Annotated in this window: 21 protein-coding genes; 9 read left to right on the top strand and 12 right to left on the bottom strand. The window is 44.2% G+C overall.

The features are described 5' to 3' along the window. Positions 1-125: 125 nt before the first annotated feature. Positions 126-1388, top strand: coding sequence for a nucleotidyltransferase (locus IFO66_RS01740; protein WP_192023476.1), 1263 nt, complete (start codon positions 126-128; stop codon positions 1386-1388). Between the two features lie 189 nt (positions 1389-1577). On the opposite strand, the gene IFO66_RS01735 is transcribed toward IFO66_RS01740, so the two are convergent. After that, positions 1578-2663, bottom strand: coding sequence for a YlbL family protein (locus IFO66_RS01735; protein WP_192023475.1), 1086 nt, complete (start codon positions 2661-2663; stop codon positions 1578-1580). Between the two features lie 119 nt (positions 2664-2782). Here IFO66_RS01735 and IFO66_RS01730 point away from each other — a divergent pair, with 119 nt between their 5' ends. Continuing rightward, positions 2783-4207, top strand: a complete 1425-nt coding sequence (locus tag IFO66_RS01730) for a nucleoside recognition domain-containing protein (protein ID WP_192023474.1) — start codon at positions 2783-2785, stop codon at positions 4205-4207. Positions 4208-4243: 36 nt separating this feature from the next. Here the strand turns inward: IFO66_RS01730 and coaD are convergent, their stop codons facing one another. The 3 genes from coaD to IFO66_RS01715 form a co-directional block, all read right to left on the bottom strand. Then, positions 4244-4747 (bottom strand): pantetheine-phosphate adenylyltransferase, encoded by a 504-nt coding sequence (coaD, locus tag IFO66_RS01725; RefSeq protein WP_192023473.1) that lies wholly within the window; start codon positions 4745-4747, stop codon positions 4244-4246. Next, complete coding sequence (gene rsmD, locus IFO66_RS01720; protein WP_192023472.1) at positions 4744-5334, bottom strand: 16S rRNA (guanine(966)-N(2))-methyltransferase RsmD; 591 nt, start codon at positions 5332-5334, stop codon at positions 4744-4746. Before rsmD ends, coaD begins: the two co-directional genes overlap by 4 nt. 221 nt (positions 5335-5555) lie before the next feature. Continuing rightward, positions 5556-6149: an NAD(P)H-dependent oxidoreductase gene (locus IFO66_RS01715; protein ID WP_192023471.1), complete on the bottom strand. Its 594-nt coding sequence runs from the start codon at positions 6147-6149 to the stop codon at positions 5556-5558. 253 nt (positions 6150-6402) lie between these two features. On the opposite strand from IFO66_RS01715, the gene IFO66_RS24020 reads away from it, so the two are divergent. Beyond that, positions 6403-6537 carry a hypothetical protein gene (locus IFO66_RS24020; RefSeq protein WP_273014973.1) on the top strand — a complete coding sequence of 45 codons (135 nt, stop codon included), beginning with the start codon at positions 6403-6405 and terminating at the stop codon, positions 6535-6537. Between the two features lie 328 nt (positions 6538-6865). Further along, on the top strand, positions 6866-9148 hold the full coding sequence (locus IFO66_RS01710) for a PA14 domain-containing protein (RefSeq protein WP_192023470.1): 2283 nt from the start codon (positions 6866-6868) through the stop codon (positions 9146-9148). 169 nt (positions 9149-9317) lie between these two features. Here the strand turns inward: IFO66_RS01710 and IFO66_RS01705 are convergent, their stop codons facing one another. From IFO66_RS01705 to IFO66_RS01690, 4 genes are all read right to left on the bottom strand, one after another. Beyond that, positions 9318-10292 carry a hypothetical protein gene (locus tag IFO66_RS01705; protein WP_192023469.1) on the bottom strand — a complete coding sequence of 325 codons (975 nt, stop codon included), beginning with the start codon at positions 10290-10292 and terminating at the stop codon, positions 9318-9320. A 71-nt stretch (positions 10293-10363) separates the two neighbouring features. Next, positions 10364-11344, bottom strand: a complete 981-nt coding sequence (locus tag IFO66_RS01700) for a hypothetical protein (RefSeq protein ID WP_192023468.1) — start codon at positions 11342-11344, stop codon at positions 10364-10366. 332 nt (positions 11345-11676) lie between these two features. Then, positions 11677-12114: a hypothetical protein gene (locus IFO66_RS01695; RefSeq protein ID WP_192023467.1), complete on the bottom strand. Its 438-nt coding sequence runs from the start codon at positions 12112-12114 to the stop codon at positions 11677-11679. Between the two features lie 297 nt (positions 12115-12411). Continuing rightward, complete coding sequence (locus IFO66_RS01690; RefSeq protein ID WP_192023466.1) at positions 12412-12759, bottom strand: DUF4181 domain-containing protein; 348 nt, start codon at positions 12757-12759, stop codon at positions 12412-12414. A gap of 423 nt (positions 12760-13182) precedes the next feature. On the opposite strand from IFO66_RS01690, the gene IFO66_RS01685 reads away from it, so the two are divergent. The 5 genes from IFO66_RS01685 to IFO66_RS01665 all read left to right on the top strand — a co-directional run bounded on the left by IFO66_RS01685 (position 13183) and on the right by IFO66_RS01665 (position 15972). After that, on the top strand, positions 13183-14070 hold the full coding sequence (locus tag IFO66_RS01685) for a helix-turn-helix domain-containing protein (RefSeq protein WP_192023465.1): 888 nt from the start codon (positions 13183-13185) through the stop codon (positions 14068-14070). A 65-nt stretch (positions 14071-14135) separates the two neighbouring features. Next, the gene (locus IFO66_RS01680; RefSeq protein ID WP_192023464.1) at positions 14136-14498 is read left to right on the top strand and encodes a VOC family protein; all 363 of its coding nucleotides are present in this window, start codon (positions 14136-14138) and stop codon (positions 14496-14498) included. 45 nt (positions 14499-14543) lie between these two features. Further along, complete coding sequence (locus IFO66_RS01675) at positions 14544-15026, top strand: SRPBCC family protein (RefSeq protein ID WP_192023463.1); 483 nt, start codon at positions 14544-14546, stop codon at positions 15024-15026. A gap of 87 nt (positions 15027-15113) precedes the next feature. Then, positions 15114-15491, top strand: coding sequence for a VOC family protein (locus IFO66_RS01670; protein ID WP_192023462.1), 378 nt, complete (start codon positions 15114-15116; stop codon positions 15489-15491). A gap of 142 nt (positions 15492-15633) precedes the next feature. Continuing rightward, entirely contained in the window at positions 15634-15972 is a 339-nt protein-coding gene (locus IFO66_RS01665) for a L,D-transpeptidase (protein ID WP_192023461.1), read from the top strand. A gap of 118 nt (positions 15973-16090) precedes the next feature. Here the strand turns inward: IFO66_RS01665 and IFO66_RS01660 are convergent, their stop codons facing one another. The 4 genes from IFO66_RS01660 to IFO66_RS01645 all read right to left on the bottom strand — a co-directional run bounded on the left by IFO66_RS01660 (position 16091) and on the right by IFO66_RS01645 (position 23555). Further along, entirely contained in the window at positions 16091-19471 is a 3381-nt protein-coding gene (locus IFO66_RS01660; protein WP_192023460.1) for a GH36-type glycosyl hydrolase domain-containing protein, read from the bottom strand. A gap of 33 nt (positions 19472-19504) precedes the next feature. Beyond that, positions 19505-21679 carry a glycoside hydrolase family 3 N-terminal domain-containing protein gene (locus tag IFO66_RS01655; RefSeq protein ID WP_225445416.1) on the bottom strand — a complete coding sequence of 725 codons (2175 nt, stop codon included), beginning with the start codon at positions 21677-21679 and terminating at the stop codon, positions 19505-19507. A 92-nt stretch (positions 21680-21771) separates the two neighbouring features. After that, complete coding sequence (locus tag IFO66_RS01650) at positions 21772-22533, bottom strand: alpha/beta hydrolase (RefSeq protein ID WP_192023459.1); 762 nt, start codon at positions 22531-22533, stop codon at positions 21772-21774. 26 nt (positions 22534-22559) lie between these two features. After that, positions 22560-23555 carry a LacI family DNA-binding transcriptional regulator gene (locus IFO66_RS01645; RefSeq protein ID WP_192023458.1) on the bottom strand — a complete coding sequence of 332 codons (996 nt, stop codon included), beginning with the start codon at positions 23553-23555 and terminating at the stop codon, positions 22560-22562. Positions 23556-23566 lie beyond the last annotated feature (11 nt).

Raw genomic sequence — 23566 nt, 5'->3', positions numbered from 1 at the left:
GTTCCTCTCGTTGTGAGCGACTAGGACATCGATGCTTGTCCATGTTATGATTATGCCATCACTTGCTTAGGAACGATAATGAGAAAATTATACATCCTTATCGGATGGAAAGGAATATTAAAAATATGCACACGGTTGGCCTCATCGTTGAATACAATCCGATGCACAATGGACATTTGTATCATCTCCAACAATCGAAACAAATAGCCAATGCCGATGCAGTTGTTGCTGTTATGAGCGGCCACTTCCTTCAGCGTGGCGAGCCTGCTCTTTTAGATAAATGGGCGCGAGCCGATATGGCACTCGCGAACGGGGTTGATGTTGTGCTGGAGCTGCCGACCGCTTATGCGGTGCAGCCAGCAGAATGGTTCGCCCACGGGGCGGTGGCGACGCTTGCCGCTACCGGTGTCGTGGACGCCTTTTGCTTCGGCAGCGAGCTGGGCGAGCTAGAGCCGCTTGCTCGTGCCGCGCAGCGACTGACGCGGGAAGATTCCGCGTTCGCTGCAAGGCTGCGCTCTGCATTGAAGCAGGGCGTCAGCTACCCTGCTGCATATGCTCAGGCGGCAGCAGCAGAGACGGCTGCCGAAGGTGGCGATGCTGCTGCCGACGCAAGTTGGCTGGCTGAGCCGAACAATTCGCTCGGCCTCCATTATATGATGGCTTCAGAGCGGCTTACGTCCGCGATGAAGCCTTACACGATTCGACGGGTCTCAGCAGGTTATCACGACACGATCGCCCATTCAGACACGATTGCAAGCGCCACAGCGGTAAGACGCCTCATTCATCACGAGTCCGCGCAGGCAGCTGAGCCATATCTGCCATCTGCATCACAAAATATAATCAACCAATGGGCAGCAGCAGGCAAACATTTTGGCCATTGGGAGTCATATGCCGCGGCTTTGTTCTATCGTCTATCTACTGCTTCTCCAGAAGCGCTGCATAACATACTCGAAGTTACGGAAGGCTTGGAACATCGACTGTTACACACACTGCCACAACTAACAGAATGGCGTGTTCAACCATTGCTTGAAGCATTAAAAACCAAACGCTATACACTTACGAAGCTCCAGCGCATGCTTACACATATTTTGCTCGACCATACGAAAGATGACTTTGGTCCTGAATCATTGCAGCGAGGCCCACACTACATTCGTGTCCTTGGATTCAGTCAAAAAGGGCAGGCACTGCTTAAAAAAATGAAAAAATCAGCTTCTTTACCTATTGTACAAACCGTAACGAGAGAGAATAGCAGGCTCGGAGGAACTGCTGGCCTAACCGCAGATATTCGTGCTACCGCTGTCTATGCAGCTGGCATATCCCGAGTTCACGGACGAACTGCCTATCGCGACTTTTACGAACCGCCAAGACGCTCCCATCCGAGCAATTAACACCAGACTGAATGGAATCAGAAATAGTAACAATTAAGACCGATCTAACTGCAACATCCATTTATTTAGCGCATCAGTCACATCAAGCTTTCCTTTCATCTTTACAAAAAAACAAGCATCTAGTTGCCCACATGGCATGGGGACTGACCCCAGATGCTTGTTTTTTTATGATTTATAATAGAACACGATTTATTTAGGTATATCAGCCTTAGCAGCCTTTACTTCCAACTGTTCAATCGCTGTTAATGCATCTTGCAGCGTACGTACAGACACTAGCTGCATCTTCGTGTCCATCGTATTCACTTTCGCCTTGGCTTCGTCATAATTCCCTTCCGGTACAAGGAACAAACTGGCTCCTTCTTGATGGGCAGCCACCACTTTATGCTGCACACCGCCGATCATACCTACCTTGCCCTCTGGTGTAATTTCACCTGTACCGGCAATCAAATGGCCACGTGATAGGTCTCCTGGCGTCAAGCGGTTAATTAACTCCAAGGTGAACATAAGACCCGCTGAAGGCCCACCGATATCACTTTCATGGAACGTAATCTTATCCTTTGGATTACGAGGTACAATGTCTACCTTTTCACCAAACGTCGTGCCAAAACCAACTACTGTATTCTCCGCTTGCTTATATGGCTTGTAGCGCACTAGCTTAGCTTTAACGTCTTGTTTCTTGCCTTCGCGTTCAATTTGAACCGTAAGCGTCTGACCTTCCTTATACTTCGCAATAATCGCTTTTACTTCTTTAACGGTATTAACCTTCTGCCCTTCTATACTCAGTAGGCGATCTTGCGTCTTAAATTCATTACTCGACACATTAGGCAAATTGTAGATCACATACAGACCTGTATTGACCTTATCGTACGGAACATTTGCCGCATTATAGGCAGCTAATATCGCATTGCTCTGAGAACCGCTCATACTAAATACAAGCTCGGTTTCATATTCTGCTTCTGAACGTCCCTGCAGCGCATCCTGCTTCTTCCCAAATTGGGCATCTGAATTGAAGGAGTGCCAGACAATGAGTCCCATATTGGCATACGTTCTGCGCACGGTAGTCAGCATGAATGCACCTTGCTCTGTATCATCCCCGCCTTTTACTTCAACGAGCGGCTTGATCGATTCTGCGCTTCCCGGTGTATAAATCACATAAGGAGTAGGCATATACACTAAAAAGTACACCAGTGCTACTATAGCGATTAGCCACCGCCAGGAAAAATACCATCCACCATAGCGCTGCTGCTTCGTAAACTGCTCATCATTCTCATTCATTAGACTCACCTTCCTTCTGTATGGTCTAAAGCCCGTCCATTTCACGTACATATGAAAATATATGCAGCTGCGTACAGACTTACGTCTTGCCCTTAATCTTTAACAAAGAGGTGAATTCAATGCGGTCCGTCCGTTTACTCCGCTCTTCTCCTTTTCAACACCCGTTGTACACGCTCTTTGTCGGAGCCTCGGTCGTACTGCTTGTCGTTAGTATCATGCTGTACCCAACAGCAGCTTTTCAAGCTTCACTGCAAGGTCTACAAGTATGGTGGAGCATTATATTTCCAGCCCTACTTCCATTTCTCGTCTTGTCTCATCTACTATCAGCATTAGGCTGGGTTCATGCGTTAGGTGTTGTGCTCGAACCCATTATGCGGCTGTTGATTCGCGTTCCTGGGGTCGGTGGATGGGCATGGGCTCTAGGATGGACAGCAGGATATCCAGCTGGAGCTGAAGTCATTGCCAACCTGCGTCAACAACAGAGTGTTAGCCGCATGGAAGGCGAGCGACTGCTCGCCCTTGCCCATGTAAGTAATCCTGTCTTTCTCGTCGCTGTCGTAGGTGTAGGCTTTATGAAGCAAGCCGATGTTGGACTATTACTCGCTTGCATACATTGGATAACTGCATTGCTAACAGCTGTCTTCCTTCGCATCATTGATGGTCGAAAAAAAGTTCCCACCAAAACTAGTTTCAAATATGTATCTCGTTCAACAACAGTAGAAGCGGATCAACATCCTACATCAAACCTTCATCTTACTGAACGTGTGGTTGCTCAATCACCTAAACAATCTTTTCCACAACGAATACTCAATAGTATGGAACAAGCCCGCCAAATGGATGGCAGGCCCATTGGCAGGCTGCTTGGCGAAGCTGTCTCATCAGCTGTCCAGACATTAATGATGATTGGCGGCTATATGATGATGTTCTCTGTCCTTATTCAAGTCGCCCGTCTTGCACTCCCATCTACACTGGGCAATTTGCTTATGAATGGGCTACTAGAAGTCAATCTGGGAGCATTCACGATTAGCTCAACTTCTTTTAGCTCCCCAGAGTTCCAAGCCGCCCTTGTCAGCGCTGTCTTAGCATGGAGCGGTATTAGTTCACATCTGCAAGTACACAGCTTAATCAAGCAGACGGACTTGCGTTACTGGCGCTTCTTTGCTGCTAGACTGCTTCACGCCGCGCTCGCATTCATCTTTACTTATGTATGCTGGAAACCGCTGCTCGCACTGTTTCGAAGCACAGCTGCCGTTGCTCCAGTATGGGCAGATGCTGCATCTGTTCTGCCATCTGGAATCGGTATCACAGCACACAGTCATCAATCATCCATGACTTTATTTCAATCCTTATTTGAAGGAAATATCGAATCTCTTTGGATCATGATTTGGAACAATATAAACGGAATACACGGAGCAGAACAATACCTGTCATTCCTTTATGTATGGCTTCAGCCATTTGTACTGCTAATCTTCGCAGGTGCGGGCTTACTTATACTGACCGTTCTCAGCTGCTGGATATATATAACTGTACCAAAGAAACAATAAAATTCGGGTAAATTACTTAAAATTCAAAATGATAAATTAGTTCATGTCACTGTATTTGCGACGAAGAGCTTGTTCCACTTCTGGTGTCACGAACTCCCCTACCGCACCACCAAATCGTGCAATCTCTTTGACCATGCTGGAGCTCAAATACGAATATTTAGGATTGGTCATCATAAATATCGTTTCGATGCGATCATTCAGCTTCTGGTTCGTACTCGCCAATTGCATTTCATACTCAAAATCGGTAACTGTACGAATACCGCGCACAATAACGTGCGCTTCTTTTTTGTCCATATAATTAACGAGCAAATCTCGGAAACCATCTACTTCTACGTTTGGAATGTCAGCGGTTGCTGTTCGCAAGAGTTCTTTTTTCTCTTCTACTGTAAAAAGTGGATTTTTGCTCAAATTGTTGAGTACGGCAACGATTACTTTATCAAATTGTTTCGCCGAACGGCGAATAATATCAATATGTCCTAAAGTGACAGGATCAAAGCTGCCTGGATAAACAGCTATTCGTGGTTTGCAATTGTTCGTCATGATGGTAACTCCTCTCCTCGATCCTCTAGCTCATCCTGCTTCTTTTTATATAATGATAAAGCGATTTCACCATACTTTGCATTTCTGAAGCACGTCATACTTCCAATGTGTTCAGGATATGTGTAGTTGGAATCATGCTCGATCACAACGATCGCGTGCTCACTCAGCATCTCTTGCTCCAGTATCGTTGTCAGCAGCATGTCTGCATCGGTCATCCGATAAGGAGGATCCATAAATACGAGATCAAACTTCATATCCCGCTTCGACATCGCTTTAAGAGCACGTTTCGCATCATTGCGGAAAATTTCTGCTTTCTCAGCTACTCGTGCAACGTTTACATTATGTTTGATCGTCTCGATCGCTTTTGGATCCATATCAATAAATACAGCATGGTCTACACCTCGACTAAGCGCCTCAATGCCGAGTCCACCTGTGCCTGCAAACAAGTCAAGCGCTATACCGCCATCAAAATATGGACCTATCATACTAAATAATGCTTCTTTCACTTTATCCGTCGTCGGGCGTGTGTTCATGCCCGGCACCGCTTTCAATGAACGACCTCTTGCCGTTCCTGAAATGACTCTCATCTTATCACCTTGCCTGTACGTTTATCATGTATCACTTCGTTGCATCGCAAAAGAATAGGAGTTTATCCTCCAGTATTCGACGTTAATCGTAACATATTCAATGATAGAGTGAAAGAAGTGCAGCTTGTTCAACCTTCCCCTTTCATGCAATAAAGTACCTTCTCCTGAGGAAAAGGTACTTTGTTAAACTTCAGCATTCACTTCATATACAACCACTTGAATCAGCTCTTGAATAAATGGGTTCTAATCAATTCCTTCACATGTTCCAACATATTTGCTCTCGTGGTATCATCTACAGTTGGTACAGATTCAAAATAACGATGTTCAAGCACCTGAATGCCCACGAAGTCAAATATTCCTTCATCAATCGTCTTTTGCAAAGCTTCAAACATGCCTACTTGGCGGTAATGTGCTTCACTATTGCCCATCGTCGTAATCAACAGCGCCTTCTTGCCTGTTAACAGCTTCTGCAACCCATTGTCATTCATCGCATATGCAAATCCATAAGCAAATACACGATCAATATATCCTTTTAACAGCGCAGGAAGACCTGCCCACCATAAAGGATAAATTACAATTAACATGTCTGCCCATTGCACCAACTCTTGTTCCGCCAGTACATCCCCTCGTGCCGTTCCTTCTTTCGAATTGGCCAAATCCTCAACTGTCATGACTGGATCAAACTGCAAACTATATAGATCACGGATCTGAATTTCATGTCCGAGTGATTGCAATTCAGATACTGCTTCATCCAAAACACCGTGATTGAAGCTGTCAGAATTGGGGTGTGCGCTAATGACTAACACATTTGTCATGTGTGCGACCTCCTTCTTAGTCAGTTCCCTACGTATTAAGATGCTTCGATGAAGGAAGATCCATTCAAGAAAGTCCCAAACAGTTCCGCGCTCTTTAAAATTTATAGGTACATGGTATGAATCAAATGGGTTTACTATTGGACTCGTGACTTGTGAGAACGAGGATATCTTAGACATCCCCGCTAACGAACATTACTATCGCTAGGTAGGGCTTAAAAAATAAATCGGGGCCCTCTTTCGAGAGCCCCTTTTCATGGGAGAGGAGAAACCGGACGAAGAGCTTATGGGGAAACGTAAGTCTTCTCCGCGGTTGTCTACGACATTCGATGATGTCGATAATTTAAGGATTGCCGATTCGCTCAAAATTATACGTACAAGTACAAATTGATTTTCTATTCATGTAGGAATAAGTAAAATTTTCCTTTCTTCCTAGTTCTCACACAACAAAAGTTTTGTAAGCTCGCTGAAGCCGGATCACCATGCAAATCAACGAATATATTACCGCAGAAGGACGAAATAATTACCCCTACATTCTATTGCATAACCATAAAATTAAGACTAGACTTTACAGGAACAAACTTCCATTCACTTGATCAGACAAGCATTTGTGAAGACATGTGCTAGCCATCCTCCACAAATCTTGCTAAGGTCAGTGTTAAAAGCGGAATACGTTCTGTTAGGATCTCACAAAAGATAAATAGAGAGAGGGACGCAAAATGAAGACTACAAAATGGACAACCGCAAGTATCGTAATCGTGCTACTCCTCACCTTAATGCCGCTAACCGCTACATCTGCAGCCAACGGGGTGCCAGGAACACCAACCCTAGCGCATGACAACTGGGATGGTGATGGAAACTATTCAATTACGATGAACATGCATTGGGGACATAACGGAACAGCATTGGAATGGTACGAAAATGATGTTCTAATCGACACACAAACATTGATAGACAACAGTCCCAACCATCAGACAGCGACGAAAATCTTCAGTGGCAAGGCAAATGGCTCATATAAGTATACCGCCAAGCTTAATAACAACCATGGACAGGCATCAAGCCAATCGATTACGGTAGCTGTCACGAACAGCAGTACGGCACCTGCACCAATTGGAAATGGTAGCGGGCTTACAGGGTATTATTACAACAACATTGATTTTTCTAACTTAAAGTTTAAGCGCTTTGATTCTTCAATTAATTTTGATTGGGGCGCAAATTCCCCTAGTCCATTAATCGATGTTGATACGTTCTCGGTTCGCTGGACAGGCGAAGTTCAAGCCCAATTTAGCGAAACGTATACGTTTACGACCGCGTCGAACGACGGTGTGCGATTATGGGTTAATAATCAATTACTTATCGATCAGTGGAATGATCACGATACGACAGAACATAGTGGTACGATAGCACTCAGCGCAGGACAAAAATACGCGATCAAACTGGAATATTATGAGCGTTCCGCTAATGCTGTAGCTAAGTTATTTTGGAGCAGCCCATCTACCCCGAAGAGCATCATCCCACATACACAGTTGTATCCAGCCGCTGCACCAGATATTGAAGTGACTAACTTTGCCGACAATGAGACAATTGACTATCCTTTGCCCTTGCTCCAAGGTTTAGTAAGCGATACGAATGCAACATCCATCACAGTAACAAACACATCTTCCAATCGGAACACGAAAGTGATGCAAGGGCAGGTCCATCAAGGAAAGTTCAAAGTATTTGTAGATCTGGTTCCTGGTGAAAACAATTTAATTATCCAAAATGGTACAAAACAGACCGCTATAAAATTGAGCTATGTACCACAAACCAACAACGCAGTTGTCCGCATTTTCTGGTATGTCCCAAGTGACGGAAATACGCATTACCAAACAAAATTAGCTAACGATCCTCAGAACTATGCAGCAAAACTCAGCACTTATATGAAAGTAATCCAATCCTTCACAGCAGAGTCGATGAACAATAATGGCTACGGCCGCAAAACGTTCAATGTGGAGTTGAATAATACCACTGGCAAGGTCAATGTACATGTACTAAAGAGCAATCATCCAACCTCCTACTATTACAACACGACATACAAGAAAGACGATCTCTATCATGAAGTGGCTAGTCTCATTCCTCAGCAACATCCGCAATCTGGCACTAAAAATCTTGCCTTTATCGGCTTTACAAAGTATGACGCTACCGCGAATTACATGTATGCCCACACTGCACTCGGTGGAGGAAATTACGGCGTATTCGGCGGTTCTACTGCATGGTTATTCCCAAATGACGAAACCGAGATACAGAGCAAATTTGCAGACTTGAGCGCAGTCGATCCTGCCTTCGTAGGAGAACCTGCAAATACGGTGCAGAAAGCAATTTCAATTGGTTATGGAGCTGCATTGCATGAACTTGGACATGCCTTCAGTCTGCCGCACGAGGGAGGACCGAACTCCATTATGTGGCGCGGATACGATTGGCTGCATCGATTCTTTGTATTAAAAGATGGGGACGGTTATATTTTTAAAGATAATGAACTTCCAGAATGGGATCCTATCAGTGCAATTACATTAAGCAACAGTGCTTTTTTCAAAGCAAGCCAGCAACCTAGAGGCATTGCTGTTGGTGGAACGGTTACGGTCAGCAATACGAATAGCCCTGTAGGTGAGAGCAAAGAAAATGCCTTTGATCATAATGAAGCGTCGAAGTGGTTGGTATTTGACAGTACAGCGTCCATACAATATCAATTCCAGGGGTCTAACGCACATGCAGTACAATCGTATGCGATCACGTCTGCCGAAGATGTACCGGAAAGAGACCCACGTAACTGGACCCTATCCGGTTCAAACGACGGAACAACTTGGACTGCCCTTGATACGAGATCAAATGAAGTCTTCACTAGTCGACTCCAGACAAAGACGTATAACATCAACAATACAACTGCCTATCGATATTATAAATTTTCTCTAGTCAACAACAGTGGCGGAATACTCCAGCTTGCGGAAATTCGTTTATATGAGTAAATGTAATAAGCTAGTCGCTACGCAGAGGCTGCTGAGGCTAACACCTAACATGTAGCGCTCCATAGCAACACACATAGGATTGGGCATACGAACTAGAGGTATTCTGCTAGCGATACCTCTAAATCGTATGCCTTTCTTGGTCGGCCTAACAATGCTACTACCTTAGTGCCTAATTTTGAATTCCATTTACAGGCTTGATGGACATCGATGTAACTATTTTATTGGAATTGAAATCAACCTCTACCATGGGAGAACCTTTTTTCGTCATTTCGTATACTGGAAAATCAGGTACTTTTTTAGCCGTATATCCTTTAAGATCGAGATTAAACACTTTCTTCGCAAAAGCTGACGCATAGGATACTGCGTTCTTCTCTGTTAACGCCTTCTTGTCTGTTTTTCCAGTTGCTTGATAATCAGAAACTCTCCATACTTTCCCCGTTTCCGCACCTATATCTACAGAGGTTTGACCATTTTTACCTAAAACGGACCATACATCCTTACCTTTACCTTTATATCTCGTCATACTTGCCACTTCCTTTGTTCGACCCATAGCAGCTTTAAACTCATGCTCTGCTTTTTTCTTTATGTCAGCATTCCACTCAGACTTGGGATAACTTACCGATGCAAATTCTACTTTGTCACCATGAAGCAATACGTTGAAGTGTTTTCCTTGTATGGATGCAGATGCGATCTCACCAGCTTTGTCCTCATAACTTATCATTTTCATTACTTTCTCAGCCTCAAACGTTTGTGCAGGGTCTACTTCCTTTAAAGTGTTCAGCGCCAATTCAACTTGTTTAGGATCTGCTTTATCTTTACTTACAGTAATAGACACAAATAATACTTTTCCTGTTTTTTTATCCACCACAGCATAACCATCGTCTTCTTTTTCCTTTGTTCGAATAAATACTCTAGTATCATAAATAGATGCTGAATCAATAAGTTCCACATCTTTGCCTGCGAGTTGGCTCAAGCTCTTTTTTGCTGCTTCTACGATTTTTTTGTCCACTTCAGCTAGCTTTATCGACTTCATCATCGCAACACCTTGTATGGCTGCACCCGGCGCGGCTGTTACCTCGGAATAAGGAGTAAGTAACACCCCTGTCGCTATTACTACTGCCAACAACCATTGTCCTGTTTTCATATGTATTTCCCTCCTAGTTTTTTATGAAAAGGCCTGGCAAAGTGCCAGACCTCCATGCATGTCCTTAGTACCTAATTTCGAATGCCATTTACAGGCTTGATGGACATTGATGTAACTATTTTATTGGAGTTAAAATCAATCACTACCGTCGGAGCACCTTTTTTCGTCATTTCGTATACTGGAAAGTCCGGCACTTTTTTGGCCTTGTACCCTTTTAGGTCAATGTTAAACACTTTCTTTGCAAAAGCTGATGCATAGGATACCGCGTTCTTCTCTGTTAACGCCACCTTGTCTGTTTTTCCAGTTGCTTGATAATCAGAAACACTCCATACTTTACCTGTTTTGAAACCTATATCAATCGAGCTTTGACCATTTTTACCAACAACGTACCACATGTCCCTGCCCTTATCTTTATATCTCCCCATACTTGATACTTCCATTGTTCGACCTGTCGCTGCTGTAAATTCACGCTCTCCTTTTTTCTTTATGTCAGCATTCCACTCGGACTTTTGATAACTTACTGATGCAAACTCTACTTCTCCCCCAGAAATCGTTACCCCAAAGTTTTTTCCTTGTACGGATGAAGATACGACCTCGCTAGATTTGTCATCATAGCTTGTCATTTTCATTACTTTCTCAATCTCAAACGTTTGTGCAGGGTCTACTTCCTTCAAACTGTTCAGCGCCAACTCAATGAGCTTTGGATCTGCTTTATCTTTACTTATATAGATAGACGCTGATAATACTTTACCTGTTTTTTGGTCTAAAACAACATTACCTTTGTCTTCTTTTTCCTTAGTACGAATAAAAATTTTATTATCATAAATCGATACGGAATCAATTAATTCCACATCTTTGCCCGCCAATTGTCGCAAGCTCTTCTTCGCTGCCTCTACGATTTTTGCATCCAGATCAGCTAGCTTTTTCGTCTCACTCTTCTTAATCGCAACACCTTGTATGGATACACCCTGCGCGGCTGTTACCTCGGAATAAGGACTAAGTAACACCCCTGTCGCTACTACTACTGCCAACAACCATTTTCCTGTTTTCATATGCATTTCCCTCCTAGTTTTTTTATATTCAATCTATTAGAGCATTTACTGTTGTAAAAAGCTTTCTCTTTTAAGTAATTCGCCCCTTATTCCATGTAGGGCTGGCCCTAACAGAGTGCACTTCAACGAAGAAAAAGGTCTAGCAATCTGCTAGACCTCATTGTCCTAAATATGCTGACGCATAGGAGACTGCGTGCTAGTTGAGACATGTACGCGAGTTCCTATTCACAAGTGACGGCGCTACAGTTAAACGTTGAAATAAAGCTGAGTCATTTTATGAGCGTAAACTCATATTGTACAGAGAGTCCCGCCAACAGCGAACATCTGCGCTTTTATTTTGAACTAAGTTGCTGCCTCAACATGTTAATTTCTTGAATCCAATGCTCTGCATCATTTACTGACCAAGCAGCTGTCTCCTCACCCTGTTCTGTCTTAAATGTAACTTTCAAAAGTTTACATCCAATTTTGCCTAAATGACGATTGGTAGTACCGATATGGACGATTTTATTAAGCGGTATTTCTAAACGTTTTTTGGGAACGTACATCTCGTAACAAATGGCCGTCCTTGCTAAATATAGCAAGCCATTTCCTCTTACCTGCTTCATACCCTTGGAGGATACACCGTAAAAATTAGATAGGTAACTCGTTAATATATATTGCCCGTCTCTATGTTCACTTCTAACACATATCATTCTAAAAATGATTCTAAAAAAGAGTAAGGAGATTACACTCCCTACAATTACGAGCATACCGATTTCAATAACATCCATTCCGTAGCACTCCCGCTTCATTTTATTAGTGATATCAATCAAACTGTCGATCGTCGTAAAGGCTAACTGTATGAAATGACCGTAACGGTTGCCACAGAGGCTAATCAGCTTGAATTTCCTTCATTTAAAATGTAACGATTGCCAGAGAGCTTATTAATCAGAAAATCAATTAAAATCACCAAAATCGTAAAAATAAGCGCTCCCATGACCGTTAAAATCAGAGAACGCACGAATTTACTAAAATAGCGTTAATAGCGTTCGTTAGAATCCACTGTGTCACTTACATTTCTTATTCCTCTAAAATATTACGATTCGAAAATAGACCAAACCAACCATTAATAAAAGAATTGAAATAAAGTATTGTTTGCTTCCTCTCAGATACCACCATTCTACAATAGCGTGAAATACTGCACTAACGACAAAAGCGATTAAGAAAAACCATTTCATCATATATTCATCCGTCATATCTAATACAAAGAGGTAGAAACATATTGCAAGAACTGCAAGACATCCTTTTCCCCATCTGTTTATATTTTTTCCAGTCGTATCAGAAATTTTAGGTGACGGACTCTTAAGTATATATTTTTCTAAAATAATGTTTATAACCGCTAACAACAATACTAATATAGAAATGGACAGCGTCATAAATGATAAATCCTCCCACAGAGCGTTGCTATAGGCTTCTCATCTAGATCTTGTTTCTTTGCTTGATAGGATGGTTTGTTCTTCTTTTGTTCATTGAAACGCCCCCTATCAACTTACTGTTCAAGCAGGCGTCAAAAATAATAATAGGAACAAGAAGTGATCTTATTCACCTTACACTCACTCCTCCAATTGTATGAAACTATAAAAATGTATGTATCTGAATTACATTATTATACATCCGATAACCGAATGAAGACAGCCTTGGAACGTGAAGTCAGTGTTATCTAGTTTTAACTTATTTTCAATTGATGTTTCGTCTGTAAGATGCAGTAAAGCCACAAACAGTTTTCCTATTTATACCTTTATTTCGCTTTTACGTGGTAAAATATAGGTTGCACCCAAGCCATAGACAGGAGGATTGTCATGTCTTCGCAAATTGAGAATGAACAGCATCATGAGTCGAATCAACATGTGGAGTCGGAAGGGCACAAGGCAGCTCTGCGAGCGATTCAATATATGAAAGAACATCTTGATGAAGAGATTACGTCTGAACAATTAGCTGCTCATGTTGGCTACAGTTCCTATCATTTTACGAGGGTATTCAAGCGAGCAACCGGCATTTCGCCCCGTCATTATTTGACGGCGTTGCGCATGGAGTCTGGCAAGAAGCTGCTTCTCAAAGAGCCTTCGCTTATGATGAAAGTCATTTTGAAAATTGGCTTTCGCAGTGCAGGCTCCTTTCATACTAGATTCAAAGAGCATGTCGGTGTATCGCCGAAACGGTTTCACAGATCGGCTCGTTCACTGCTTGCTTATATGAATCAATATAAAGATCAAGATGTTGGTATTGACCAAGATCTTGCTATTGATAGCGTTCTAGATAAAATTCAAGTGCCGACCCAATCCCCAACTTGTTCGGAATTGACTGCAGCTATAACTTGCCATATCGATGCACCCGCTGCATTTCGTGGAATCATTTTTGTCGGCCTTTTTCCGCGACCGATCCCGGATCAAAGACCGATTGCTGGGACTGCGTTGAACCGCGGTCGTCGTACGCATACCTTCACTGAAGTGCCAGCTGGCCGTTATTATGCGATGGCTGTATCGATACCATGGAGCTTAAACCCAAAGGACTATTTTGTGCTCGATCATTGTTTGCGCGGGATGTACGAGGAAGTAATTCATGTGACAGATCAAAGTGATCAAACGATACACATTGCATTAAGAGAGCGGCAGGAGACCGATCCACCGATTATCGTAAATTTGCCGCAGCTGCTATTCGAACAAACTGCTTCCAACCGAGCAAAGTAGAAGAATTTATAATCTCCGTCCCCTTCTATAATGTGATCATCACACTACTGAAGGGGGCTTTTTTTATGAATGGTCTATGTGTCATTTCCATTTATGTGAGCGATATGGACGCAGCTAAGAAATTTTACTGCGAGAAACTAGGATTTGAAATTGCAGAGGAATACGATGCAGCAACAGTTGGCTTAAAGCATGATGGGATCACAATTGTGCTCTGTAAAACAGAACGACCAGCAGCATCAAGCTATCCCGACACAGCTCAGGTTGTGCTTGGATTTGAGACGGAGAATCTACTCACTAAAATGAACCAACTGACTGACAAGGGAGTCGCTATGATCTATGATGAGCCTCAACCTTGCCCACCAGGATACTTTAATGCATTTCTCGATCCATTTGGTAACGCGATAGAATTGCTTGAGTTTCATAAGTGATTGTTGCGTTACATTACGATCTAACACCAACTCGGAGGGCTGCCCATGACAATTACTCAACAACTGGTTATCCAGAGAGAGCAAGAACAAATATGGCAAGCGTGGCTTGAAGCAGATCATCTTGTAAAGTGGTTCTCCCCTGAAGCTGAGATTGAAGCTAAAGTCGGAGGCAAATTTGAACTGTATTTTAACCCATCCAATAAAAATAAAATGAGTACGAAGGGTTGTAAAATTGCCCAGCTCGAACCTTTCGAATCTTTTACCTTCCAGTGGAAAGGTCCTGATCCTTTCGCAGAAGTGATGAATCAGGAAGAGCGCTTAACCGAAGTGAAGGTCACGCTACAGCCTGTTGCTAATGGAACGAACGTCATTGTTGTGCACACCGGCTGGTATAACCATGAGACTAAGGAAACACAACAGGCTATCGAGTGGCATAAGGAAGCATGGGCAAATATGCTTGCCAGCTTGAAATCTTATTTACAACCTGAGAGCAGCAAGCCAACAGAATCTAGCACAGGATGCTGCTAACCGCAGCATGCTACGGTTAAGGTTCATGAGAATGCACATCTAACACCAACGCTCTATATGGTGGCTACCAACGAAAGGATTCAACAGATGATAGTTGAAATGACGATTCAGATTCGAGTCACAAATTTCACAGCAGGACAACAATGGTATCAAACGTTACTTAATAAACAGCCCGATTACGTGCCGCACGAAGGATTTGCAGAATGGGAGCTTATACCTGGCTGCTGGCTGCAAGTTGCTGAAGGGCAACCTGCCGAAGGGAGCGGACCTATCCGTCTAGGGGTAATAAATATTGAGGCCGAGCGGGATAGGCTGATGAAACAGTTGCAAATCGAACGATTTGACATCCATACCAGAGAAGAAGTACCCGTAAAATGGGGCACTCTCACTGATCCTTGGGGTAATCGCATCGGTTTCTTTCAATATTTGAACCCAATAGACTCTCGGTCTGGGGGCTGTTTTTAGCTTTACATGCATGTCTTTGATACCTGTTATCCATGTAAACACACTCCTTCTTATCGAAGGGCATATGTTACATAAACATGATGAGCACTCTATCGCTCATTATGTATGAAAGATAAACGGCTAGCTGAAGGAGAACAAAGGCATGCCCAAATACCGTATTATTGTCGATCTGTCGGATCGGACCTTATATTTATTAGATGGTGATATTGTCGTGCGCGGATTTCCAGTCGGTATTGGGAAAATGTTAACGCAGACTCCTACTGGAGAGTATACGATTATAAATAAAGAGCCTAATCCTGGAGGTCCTTTCGGAGCCTTTTGGATGGGACTTTCCAAGCCGCATTATGGCATTCATGGTACAAATGACCCTTCTTCCATCGGTCGTCAAGTCTCCCATGGCTGTATTCGCATGTACAATGAAGATGTGTTAACACTAGCTTCTCTTGTACCTATTGGTACTCGTGTTACGATCAGACCGTAGTTCATTTTGAGTGAGGGCCGCCCTTACTGTGAAAAAGCTCCCTAGAAAAAATAGAAAATAACCCTGATCTTTTCTCACGAAGACCAGGGTTATTTCATATACACTCGGGCTATTTCTCTTACATATAAATATCGACGATCGTTCCTGCATCTGTACGAAGATTGTCAAACATATGATGACTGATACGTACACCACCATTACGATAGCGATTCTCTATTTCAATTGCAGCTACCTCTTCTCCGTTCACAATTACCTTATGAACCGCCGTTCCAGTAATATGATACACAAACGTGACAGCCACTCCTGAATACTCGAACTCGAATCGCATGCCATCCAGCGACTGCGGCAGCACAGGATCGATAATAAGATCCCCATTTTCCAATCGAATACCAAGTGCGTTAGATATAAGCTGGTTCATATAAATGCCCGGTCCGCTGGAGTAAATTCTCCAGCCTCCTTTTACAGCTACCTCACCAGCTCGAAGCTTATCAAAACCCTCCTGCGCCTCGTAGCGGGTATTAAATTTGCCATCTGAGCTACTGAAGTATGCATTGCTTTGTCGAAGATCTGCATTCCCGACTACATCACGAAGCCCAATCGGATTAATCATTGCAAGCCCGCTCCATACTTCACTTGCCTTACCGAGCTTCGCCATCGCTTCTACATAGCGAATGTGAGCATGCACATATTGCAGTCCGATCTCTCTACCGAAATTCGCCGCTTGCTCTGCACGCTTGAAATGTGTGCTTACGCCACCTGCGTATTGGGCTGGCCGGTTCATTAACCTTACCCCGTCTGGGCAGTACAATTGCTCACGAATAATGCGGTAATGGGATTCCGCTTGTTCTGGAGACAACAATTCGCTAATCATACTGCGCGTCATTGGCAGCAATCGATACTGGATTCCAGTTTCTTCATCTGTTGGGTGGAGCATAAGCTTCGCCTGATCTGGCTGCTCCATATAGACGAATCCTGGTATTACATCCGTCTGCATCATATATCGGTTGAAGTCGCGTTCGATTCCCTCTGCCATTCCACAGAGATCAGCAGCCAATTCCTTATCATACTCACAAATGACTTGTGAGAACTGACGAATCGTCTGATACGTTAACGCAACGGTCCAACTGCTTATTAAATATTGCTTTAACTGTGTATTCGCAGGCTGCAGCGTATCATCCCAATCGCCATCCCCGTAAGAAGATAAATACGTATCATGCAGGAAATGATCTCGAATATAGGATATTTCCTTTTGCGCGTGTGCCAGCACTGTTGCACGTTCTTCCGTAAAGTCGAAGCTGTGCTTGCGAGTGTACGGCACCACTTCCTCCAAAATGCTAAAATCGCGCGTGACAGCCAAGTAATCGCCAAGTATTTTTAAAGGCCATACGATAATATCGCCGTGACTGTCTTCTTGTTGAATCTTCGTATATTGATCAAACATAAACCATTGCGGCCAATTTCCATCATCTTCGTATTGATGCGCGAACACCGTCAGCAATATTTCGCGAACCTGCTCATATTTATGCGTCGCCATAAAGTATTCCACAGGGCCTTGGCAGACGTCACGTGTTCCCCAAGCGGCACCACCATATTGCTCCAAGCCATGTGGCACGGAATAATGCACAAGCATGTTGTGTGTATACCACCAAGCTAATGCATTTACTTTGAACAAGTCACCTTCCTGCCCATTTTGGTGCGATAAACGGAACCCATTCATCACATCAGCAAAAAACGCTCGGTACTGTTCGATTTCCGATGACATATCGATCTGCTGCAAAGGCAGCATTTCACCATCAATGAGCCCTTGCACACCCAATGTCCAATCACTGCTCGCACTTAACTCTATTACAGATAAAGACGCATTGCCTTGTTGTATCTTTGGAGCCAGCATCCGTTCATCCAATATAGACATATGAGCTCCATCTATTTGCATTCGGTATGCTAAATTCGGATGCACCTCTGCACTAAGCGAAGCCGCATCTGCTTGGAACACCAGCATATTCCCCTCTTGGCTCGCATGGTACGGAAGCTCATACTCATCGACATTCATCGATATTTGACTGGTTACGACGAAACGATAGCTGCAGCCATTCATCGAACGGACATTCAATCTCACTTCTGGAGTATCGACAGTCGTAACATTCGTGATGATCAACCAATCATGTTCTGTTTTGTAGTACCAGCGTGCGTAATTGAACCCCATTTCGAACAAGGACGGCATAGCAAGCAAACGATACATGCCATCCAACTCTACATAAATGCGCTGGCCAGACGTTTTTGGTATATTTAGCGCATTGCGAGCATTCGTCATCATTTTATTGAAGCTTGTGTTGCCGACAACAAGCTGTGAATTGAAAATGCCATACATGTACGAAGTCGTCGTCATTACATTATCTTTCATACGCGCATTATCGCCGCTCATCAGAATATGCCCATGAGGACGTTCTACCCGCAGCTCTTTCTCTTTCAATACAACATGCTCATATCGTTCCGTGAAGAAGGACAGAAGCTGGCCGTCCTCTCGTTCCTCCTGATAACGCTGTGGAAAGAGCTGTTCCAGTTCTTTGTTCGTTATCGGCAGTGTTTCCAGATGAGCACCGAAATGCGTGGATAACTGAATAGGCTCAAGCCATGTTCCACCTTCACCAAGCGCTTGTGCTTTCGCTTTACCATTTTCGATAGCTTCCCACGCCATCTGTACCTCATTATCAAATTCAAGGGAAGAAATAGCTTCAGGATGATTGTCTTTAAATAGACCATAAAATACGAATCGAGCTTCTCCCCGTAACGGAACTCTCTCTGACTGAATGGCCGTATACGCAAATTCATATTGGTAGATTTCATTGGCTAGTGTCGCTTGCTTTAGTCTCTCAGGTTCGTTCGTCTCTTTATAGGACAAGCCGAAAAATTGAAAACCATCTGTTGAATATCCGCTCGCTTTTGTCAGCGCGCCTTGCTGGATATATGGAAATTGTCCGCCTTGCGGCAAGTTCTGACGAGAACAAATCACATAGCCACGGTTGTCATCTTCAAATACAGCATGATCAATGTAATGCGACAAATACGCTTCATTACTGCGGACAGCGCGTGGATCAGCGATACCAACGTCTTGCCCATAGATGACATCTACATCCACGTCTGTATCTTGCCCTTCTACGGCTACATCCCAGAACCAAATCCCCTGTTCCGTCAAAGTCAGTACGACACGATAACTTACCGACACTCCCTCTCTAGGCAGCTCGCCTTCCCACATCATCGTGGTTCCTTTTGTCCATACACGACTCGTGGAACGAACACCTAAGAGTGGATAGGCTTTAATGCCATCTGGTTCGTGCAAGCGCAAGTACACATTGTTCATCGAACCATCGATGGAGTTAGCCAACCATTGGTTAATCATTACGCCCTGATAAGTTGCCTGATATAGATCGCCACTAGGTAAGAACGTAAAAGCTAGAGGTCCCGCTTCAAGACGGACTTGTGTTTTCGTCAACGTTGTCATCTCCTCACTCCCAATCCTTATCGTCTCTATGCATTACTGTACAAAGTGAAATCTACGCTCCATTACATCTCGACTGTTCGATCCTACAAATACAGCAAATTCCCCTGGATCGCTTGTAAACTGCAAATCGGCATGATGATAACGAAGATCCTCTTCTGTAATTGTAAATGTCACCCTGCGACTTTCTCCCGGCTCAAGTGATATTTTCGCAAAATGCTTAAGCTCCTTAAGCGGCCTTACAACATCACCTGCGATATCACGCACATACAATTGGACAACTTCCTCACCTGACCGCTCGCCTGTATTCGTTACCATGACTTCAACATGAAGCGGTCGCTCCACCGTCATAATATCTTCTGATAGAACAAGTTCTCCATAAACGAACGAGGTATAGCTCAAACCGTAACCGAACGGAAGCAGCGGTGCATTCGGAGCATCTAAGTATCTGGATACATATCGCGCATCTACATCCTTCGGATCATGCGGACGCCCTGTATTGAATTGATTATAATAAACCGGCACTTGTCCTACGGAATAAGGGAAGGACATTGTTAGTCGTCCCGATGGATTCACATCGCCATATAAAAGTTCTGCAATCGCAGCTCCACCTTCGCTTCCTGGGTACCACGCTTCAAGTAACCCATCGACTTGATCATAAACACCATGCAAATCAAGCGGTCGTCCGTTAAACAGTACTGCAACAATCGGCTTATCCAACTGCTTCAACCTTGCTATAAGCTCCAGTTGTGCTTGCGGCAGCTTAATATCAGCACGACAGCCGCCTTCACCGCTCATGTCTGAATGTTCTCCTAATGCGAGCACGATGACATCTGCTTGTTCAGCCGCAGATAGCGCTTCACTGTACTGCTCCTCTGTCATCAGCTCAATGCTGGAGCCTTCGGCGATCGCTACGAGTGAATCTGAAATTTTTGCAGACAACGCCTGATCCAGACGTACTGCGTCATCTTTCACCCCAGTCCACGACCAGTTGCCCAAAATATCATTGTTCTTCGCAAATGGTCCGATCAAGGCAATACGGCTGCTCCGTTGCAGCGGAAGCACGCCTCCTTCATTTTTCAACAGTACACAGGATTTAGCAGCCATTTCCCGTGATATGCTGCGATGCTCCTGACTAAATACAACCTCACGCTCAACTTCAGGATCAGCACCACGGAGCGGGTTATCAAACAAGCCGAGCTTTTCCTTCAATAGCAGGACGCGCAGTACAGCTTCATCAATAAGCGCTTCATCCACTTTACCGCTAGCGATGAGATCAGGCATATGATGAACATACGTCGACGTCATCATTTCAATATCAACGCCCGCCTGAATGGCTTTGTAAGCCGCCTCTTCTTCGTTTGCCGCAACTCCATGAGGAATAAGTTCCTTAATAGCCGCCCAGTCGGAAATGAGCACACCGTCAAATCCCCATTCATCCCGCAGCAAGTTACGCATCAGCTTTCTGTTGGCAGTCGCCGGAATACTATCTACCGTATTGAAAGAGGTCATCACCATTTCACAGCCTTCGTCCAATGCTGCTTTGTAAGCGGGCAAATAGTATTCACGGAGTTGGCGTTCTGACAAATCCACAGTGTTGTAATCTCTTCCACCTTCAGCAAGTCCGTACGCAGCAAAGTGCTTCACACATGCAGCTACACGATGCACATCATTCGTAAGGTCGTCTCCCTGAAATCCTCGGACAAATGCCCGTGCAAACATACTGTTCAAATACGGATCTTCACCCGTAGACTCCATCACTCGTCCCCAGCGAGGATCACGGACAAGGTCTACCATCGGTGCAAACGTTACATGCACACCAGACACCGCAGCTTCCTTAGCCGCAACTTCCGCACTTTTCTCTGCCAGCTCCAAATCCCATGAGCAACCGATAGCAAGCGGAATTGGAAATATCGTCTTAAAGCCATGAATGATGTCCGCCATAAAAAGGAGCGGGATGCCCAATCGATTGTTCTTCAAATGCGTTTGCTGAATATGCTTAATCTTTTCCGCACCAGCAAGCCCTAAGGCGGAACCAGCTTGGCGAACTGTATCCTCGGTAATTCCCAACTCTTTCATCGGGCCGGTAATAACGCCATCGCTGTCCGCTCCGTCATAGAAGGGAGCCGCTAGTTGGAGCAACTGTGCGATTTTTTCTTCTAACGTCATTTGCTTTAGTAAATCCACCATTTTCTGTCGATTAACCATCATTGTTTCCTCCCGTTCATACATGCCTTACTGAGCATGCTGCACTTTATCGAAACGTTTCACCAAACAGACATACGAAATAAAACCTCGTACCCTCATAGAGGAAGCCAATCCAAGACTCGCTTTATTTTTCGTTCCCAATAGCCCCATTCATGTTCACCAGGCTCTTCTTCATACGTTATCGTTAGCCCTACAGCTATCGCATGATTACGAAAAATTAGATTGTCTTGGTACAAAAAATCTCCCGTGCCGCAGCATTGATACAAATGCGGCGGTTGCTGTTGACTAGCAGCAAGTCGAGAAGCTAATACAAATAAATCATTCTCGCTGCCTTTTAACTCCGCTATATTTCCGAAAATACATTCTACTTCAAATGGTAAGAAGCTATTGGGGCCATTTACCCGACTGACAATATCCAAGCCCCCTGATAAACTAGCAGCTGCCGCATACCGTTCAGGAAAGCTCAGACCTAACTTGAAAGCCCCATAGCCTCCCATCGATATACCAGCTACAAAGTTATCTTCCCTGCGTTCAGATAAAGGAAATAAAGAACGGGCTACAGCAGGAAGCTCTTCACTCAAGTACGTAAAGTATGGAGCGCCTTTCTTCATGTCGGTATAGTAGCTGCGGCCTACGCTAGGCATAACGAGGGCAATCCCTTTTTCCTCTGCTAGCCTTTCTATAGACGAGTGACGTCCCCATTCCGTATGATCTGCACCAAGTCCATGCAGCAAATATAGTACAGGCAGCTTGCCATCACGACTCGCACGCAAGGCAGAATGTTGGGGCAACATAACCTGAATATTCGTGGACATGCCTAACGTCTCTGAATAAAATTGACATTGAATATTCGCCAACGCTACCATCTCCTGCCCGCATTCCTTTAGTTCTTTGCAGCAATTACCGACTTACGCTCCATAAGTTCGATCCCTAACTTGTAGGCAGGATTGACTTCATCTCCATCTAGCATTTGGAACAATAGATGCCCCGCCAATGAACCGGCTTCACGCTTCGGCTGACGAATTGTTGTGAGCGCTGGATTCACATATTCAGCAAGCTGGATGTCATCGTAGCCAATTACAGATATATGATTAGGAACGGAAATCTGGCTTTCTTCAAAAGCCTTCAATCCACCGATCGCCATTTCATCGTTGCCGTAAAAAACAGCCGAAGGCAGTTCTCCCTGCATAATCATCATTTTCGTAGCACGGTAGCCGCCTTCGCGTACGAAATTACCGCTTAACCGCCATTTCGTCTTTTCTTCAAGACCTGCCTCCTGCAAAGCCCGGAGATAACCTTCATAACGGCGCTGGTTGTCATAGGAACTGGTAGGACCGCTAATATAAGCGATCGTCTTGTGACCCTTTTCAATTAAGTAGCGAGTTGCTGTATATCCTCCTAACTCACTATCAACAAGTACATTAATCAAACAATTACTCGATATTTCTCGATCCATAACGACAATTGGAAAACGTTCACTTGCACATTCCTGCAACGTCTCATTACTAATGTTATACGCCAGCACGATAGCTCCATCCGCTCTATTCTCGCGCAAAAATTTCACAGCCGTAGAATCTCGACCGCCCATAGAGCTGCATGCAATCAAGTCATAGCCTCGCGCCAGCGCGACATCTTGAATGCTCTGAATCAGTTCGGAGTAGTACGGCCCAGACAAATCAGTCAATATAAGGGCGATCGTCTTCGTACGGCTCCTTTTCAAATCCATGGCGAAGCCGTTTTTGCGGTAGTTTAATTGACTAGCGGCTTCCAACACTTTCGTTCTCGTCTTTGCGCTCACCTTGCTGTCTCCATTAAGCGCGTATGACGCCGTTGAAAGCGCGACCCCCGCCAGCTTTGCCACATCTTTAATCGTTGCCATTAAACGTCGTC

This window comes from Paenibacillus arenosi, from assembly GCF_014841135.1.
Classification (GTDB): domain Bacteria; phylum Bacillota; class Bacilli; order Paenibacillales; family Paenibacillaceae; genus Paenibacillus_B; species Paenibacillus_B arenosi.
This window is presented reverse-complemented; position numbering and strand designations above follow the sequence as displayed.

Coding starts and splice junctions, on each gene's coding strand:
- IFO66_RS01645 (WP_192023458.1), bottom strand. CDS start 23,555: ATGGCAACGATTAAAGATGTGGCAAAGCTGGCGGGGGTCGCGCTTTCA.
- IFO66_RS01655 (WP_225445416.1), bottom strand. CDS start 21,679: ATGATGGTTAATCGACAGAAAATGGTGGATTTACTAAAGCAAATGACG.
- IFO66_RS01710 (WP_192023470.1), top strand. CDS start 6,866: ATGAAGACTACAAAATGGACAACCGCAAGTATCGTAATCGTGCTACTC.
- rsmD (WP_192023472.1), bottom strand. CDS start 5,334: ATGAGAGTCATTTCAGGAACGGCAAGAGGTCGTTCATTGAAAGCGGTG.
- IFO66_RS01705 (WP_192023469.1), bottom strand. CDS start 10,292: ATGAAAACAGGACAATGGTTGTTGGCAGTAGTAATAGCGACAGGGGTG.
- IFO66_RS24020 (WP_273014973.1), top strand. CDS start 6,403: ATGGGAGAGGAGAAACCGGACGAAGAGCTTATGGGGAAACGTAAGTCT.
- IFO66_RS01670 (WP_192023462.1), top strand. CDS start 15,114: ATGATAGTTGAAATGACGATTCAGATTCGAGTCACAAATTTCACAGCA.
- IFO66_RS01665 (WP_192023461.1), top strand. CDS start 15,634: ATGCCCAAATACCGTATTATTGTCGATCTGTCGGATCGGACCTTATAT.
- IFO66_RS01735 (WP_192023475.1), bottom strand. CDS start 2,663: ATGAATGAGAATGATGAGCAGTTTACGAAGCAGCAGCGCTATGGTGGA.
- IFO66_RS01730 (WP_192023474.1), top strand. CDS start 2,783: ATGCGGTCCGTCCGTTTACTCCGCTCTTCTCCTTTTCAACACCCGTTG.
- IFO66_RS01700 (WP_192023468.1), bottom strand. CDS start 11,344: ATGAAAACAGGAAAATGGTTGTTGGCAGTAGTAGTAGCGACAGGGGTG.
- IFO66_RS01690 (WP_192023466.1), bottom strand. CDS start 12,759: ATGACGCTGTCCATTTCTATATTAGTATTGTTGTTAGCGGTTATAAAC.
- IFO66_RS01660 (WP_192023460.1), bottom strand. CDS start 19,471: ATGACAACGTTGACGAAAACACAAGTCCGTCTTGAAGCGGGACCTCTA.
- IFO66_RS01740 (WP_192023476.1), top strand. CDS start 126: ATGCACACGGTTGGCCTCATCGTTGAATACAATCCGATGCACAATGGA.
- IFO66_RS01680 (WP_192023464.1), top strand. CDS start 14,136: ATGAATGGTCTATGTGTCATTTCCATTTATGTGAGCGATATGGACGCA.
- coaD (WP_192023473.1), bottom strand. CDS start 4,747: ATGACGAACAATTGCAAACCACGAATAGCTGTTTATCCAGGCAGCTTT.
- IFO66_RS01715 (WP_192023471.1), bottom strand. CDS start 6,149: ATGACAAATGTGTTAGTCATTAGCGCACACCCCAATTCTGACAGCTTC.
- IFO66_RS01695 (WP_192023467.1), bottom strand. CDS start 12,114: ATGGATGTTATTGAAATCGGTATGCTCGTAATTGTAGGGAGTGTAATC.
- IFO66_RS01685 (WP_192023465.1), top strand. CDS start 13,183: ATGTCTTCGCAAATTGAGAATGAACAGCATCATGAGTCGAATCAACAT.
- IFO66_RS01675 (WP_192023463.1), top strand. CDS start 14,544: ATGACAATTACTCAACAACTGGTTATCCAGAGAGAGCAAGAACAAATA.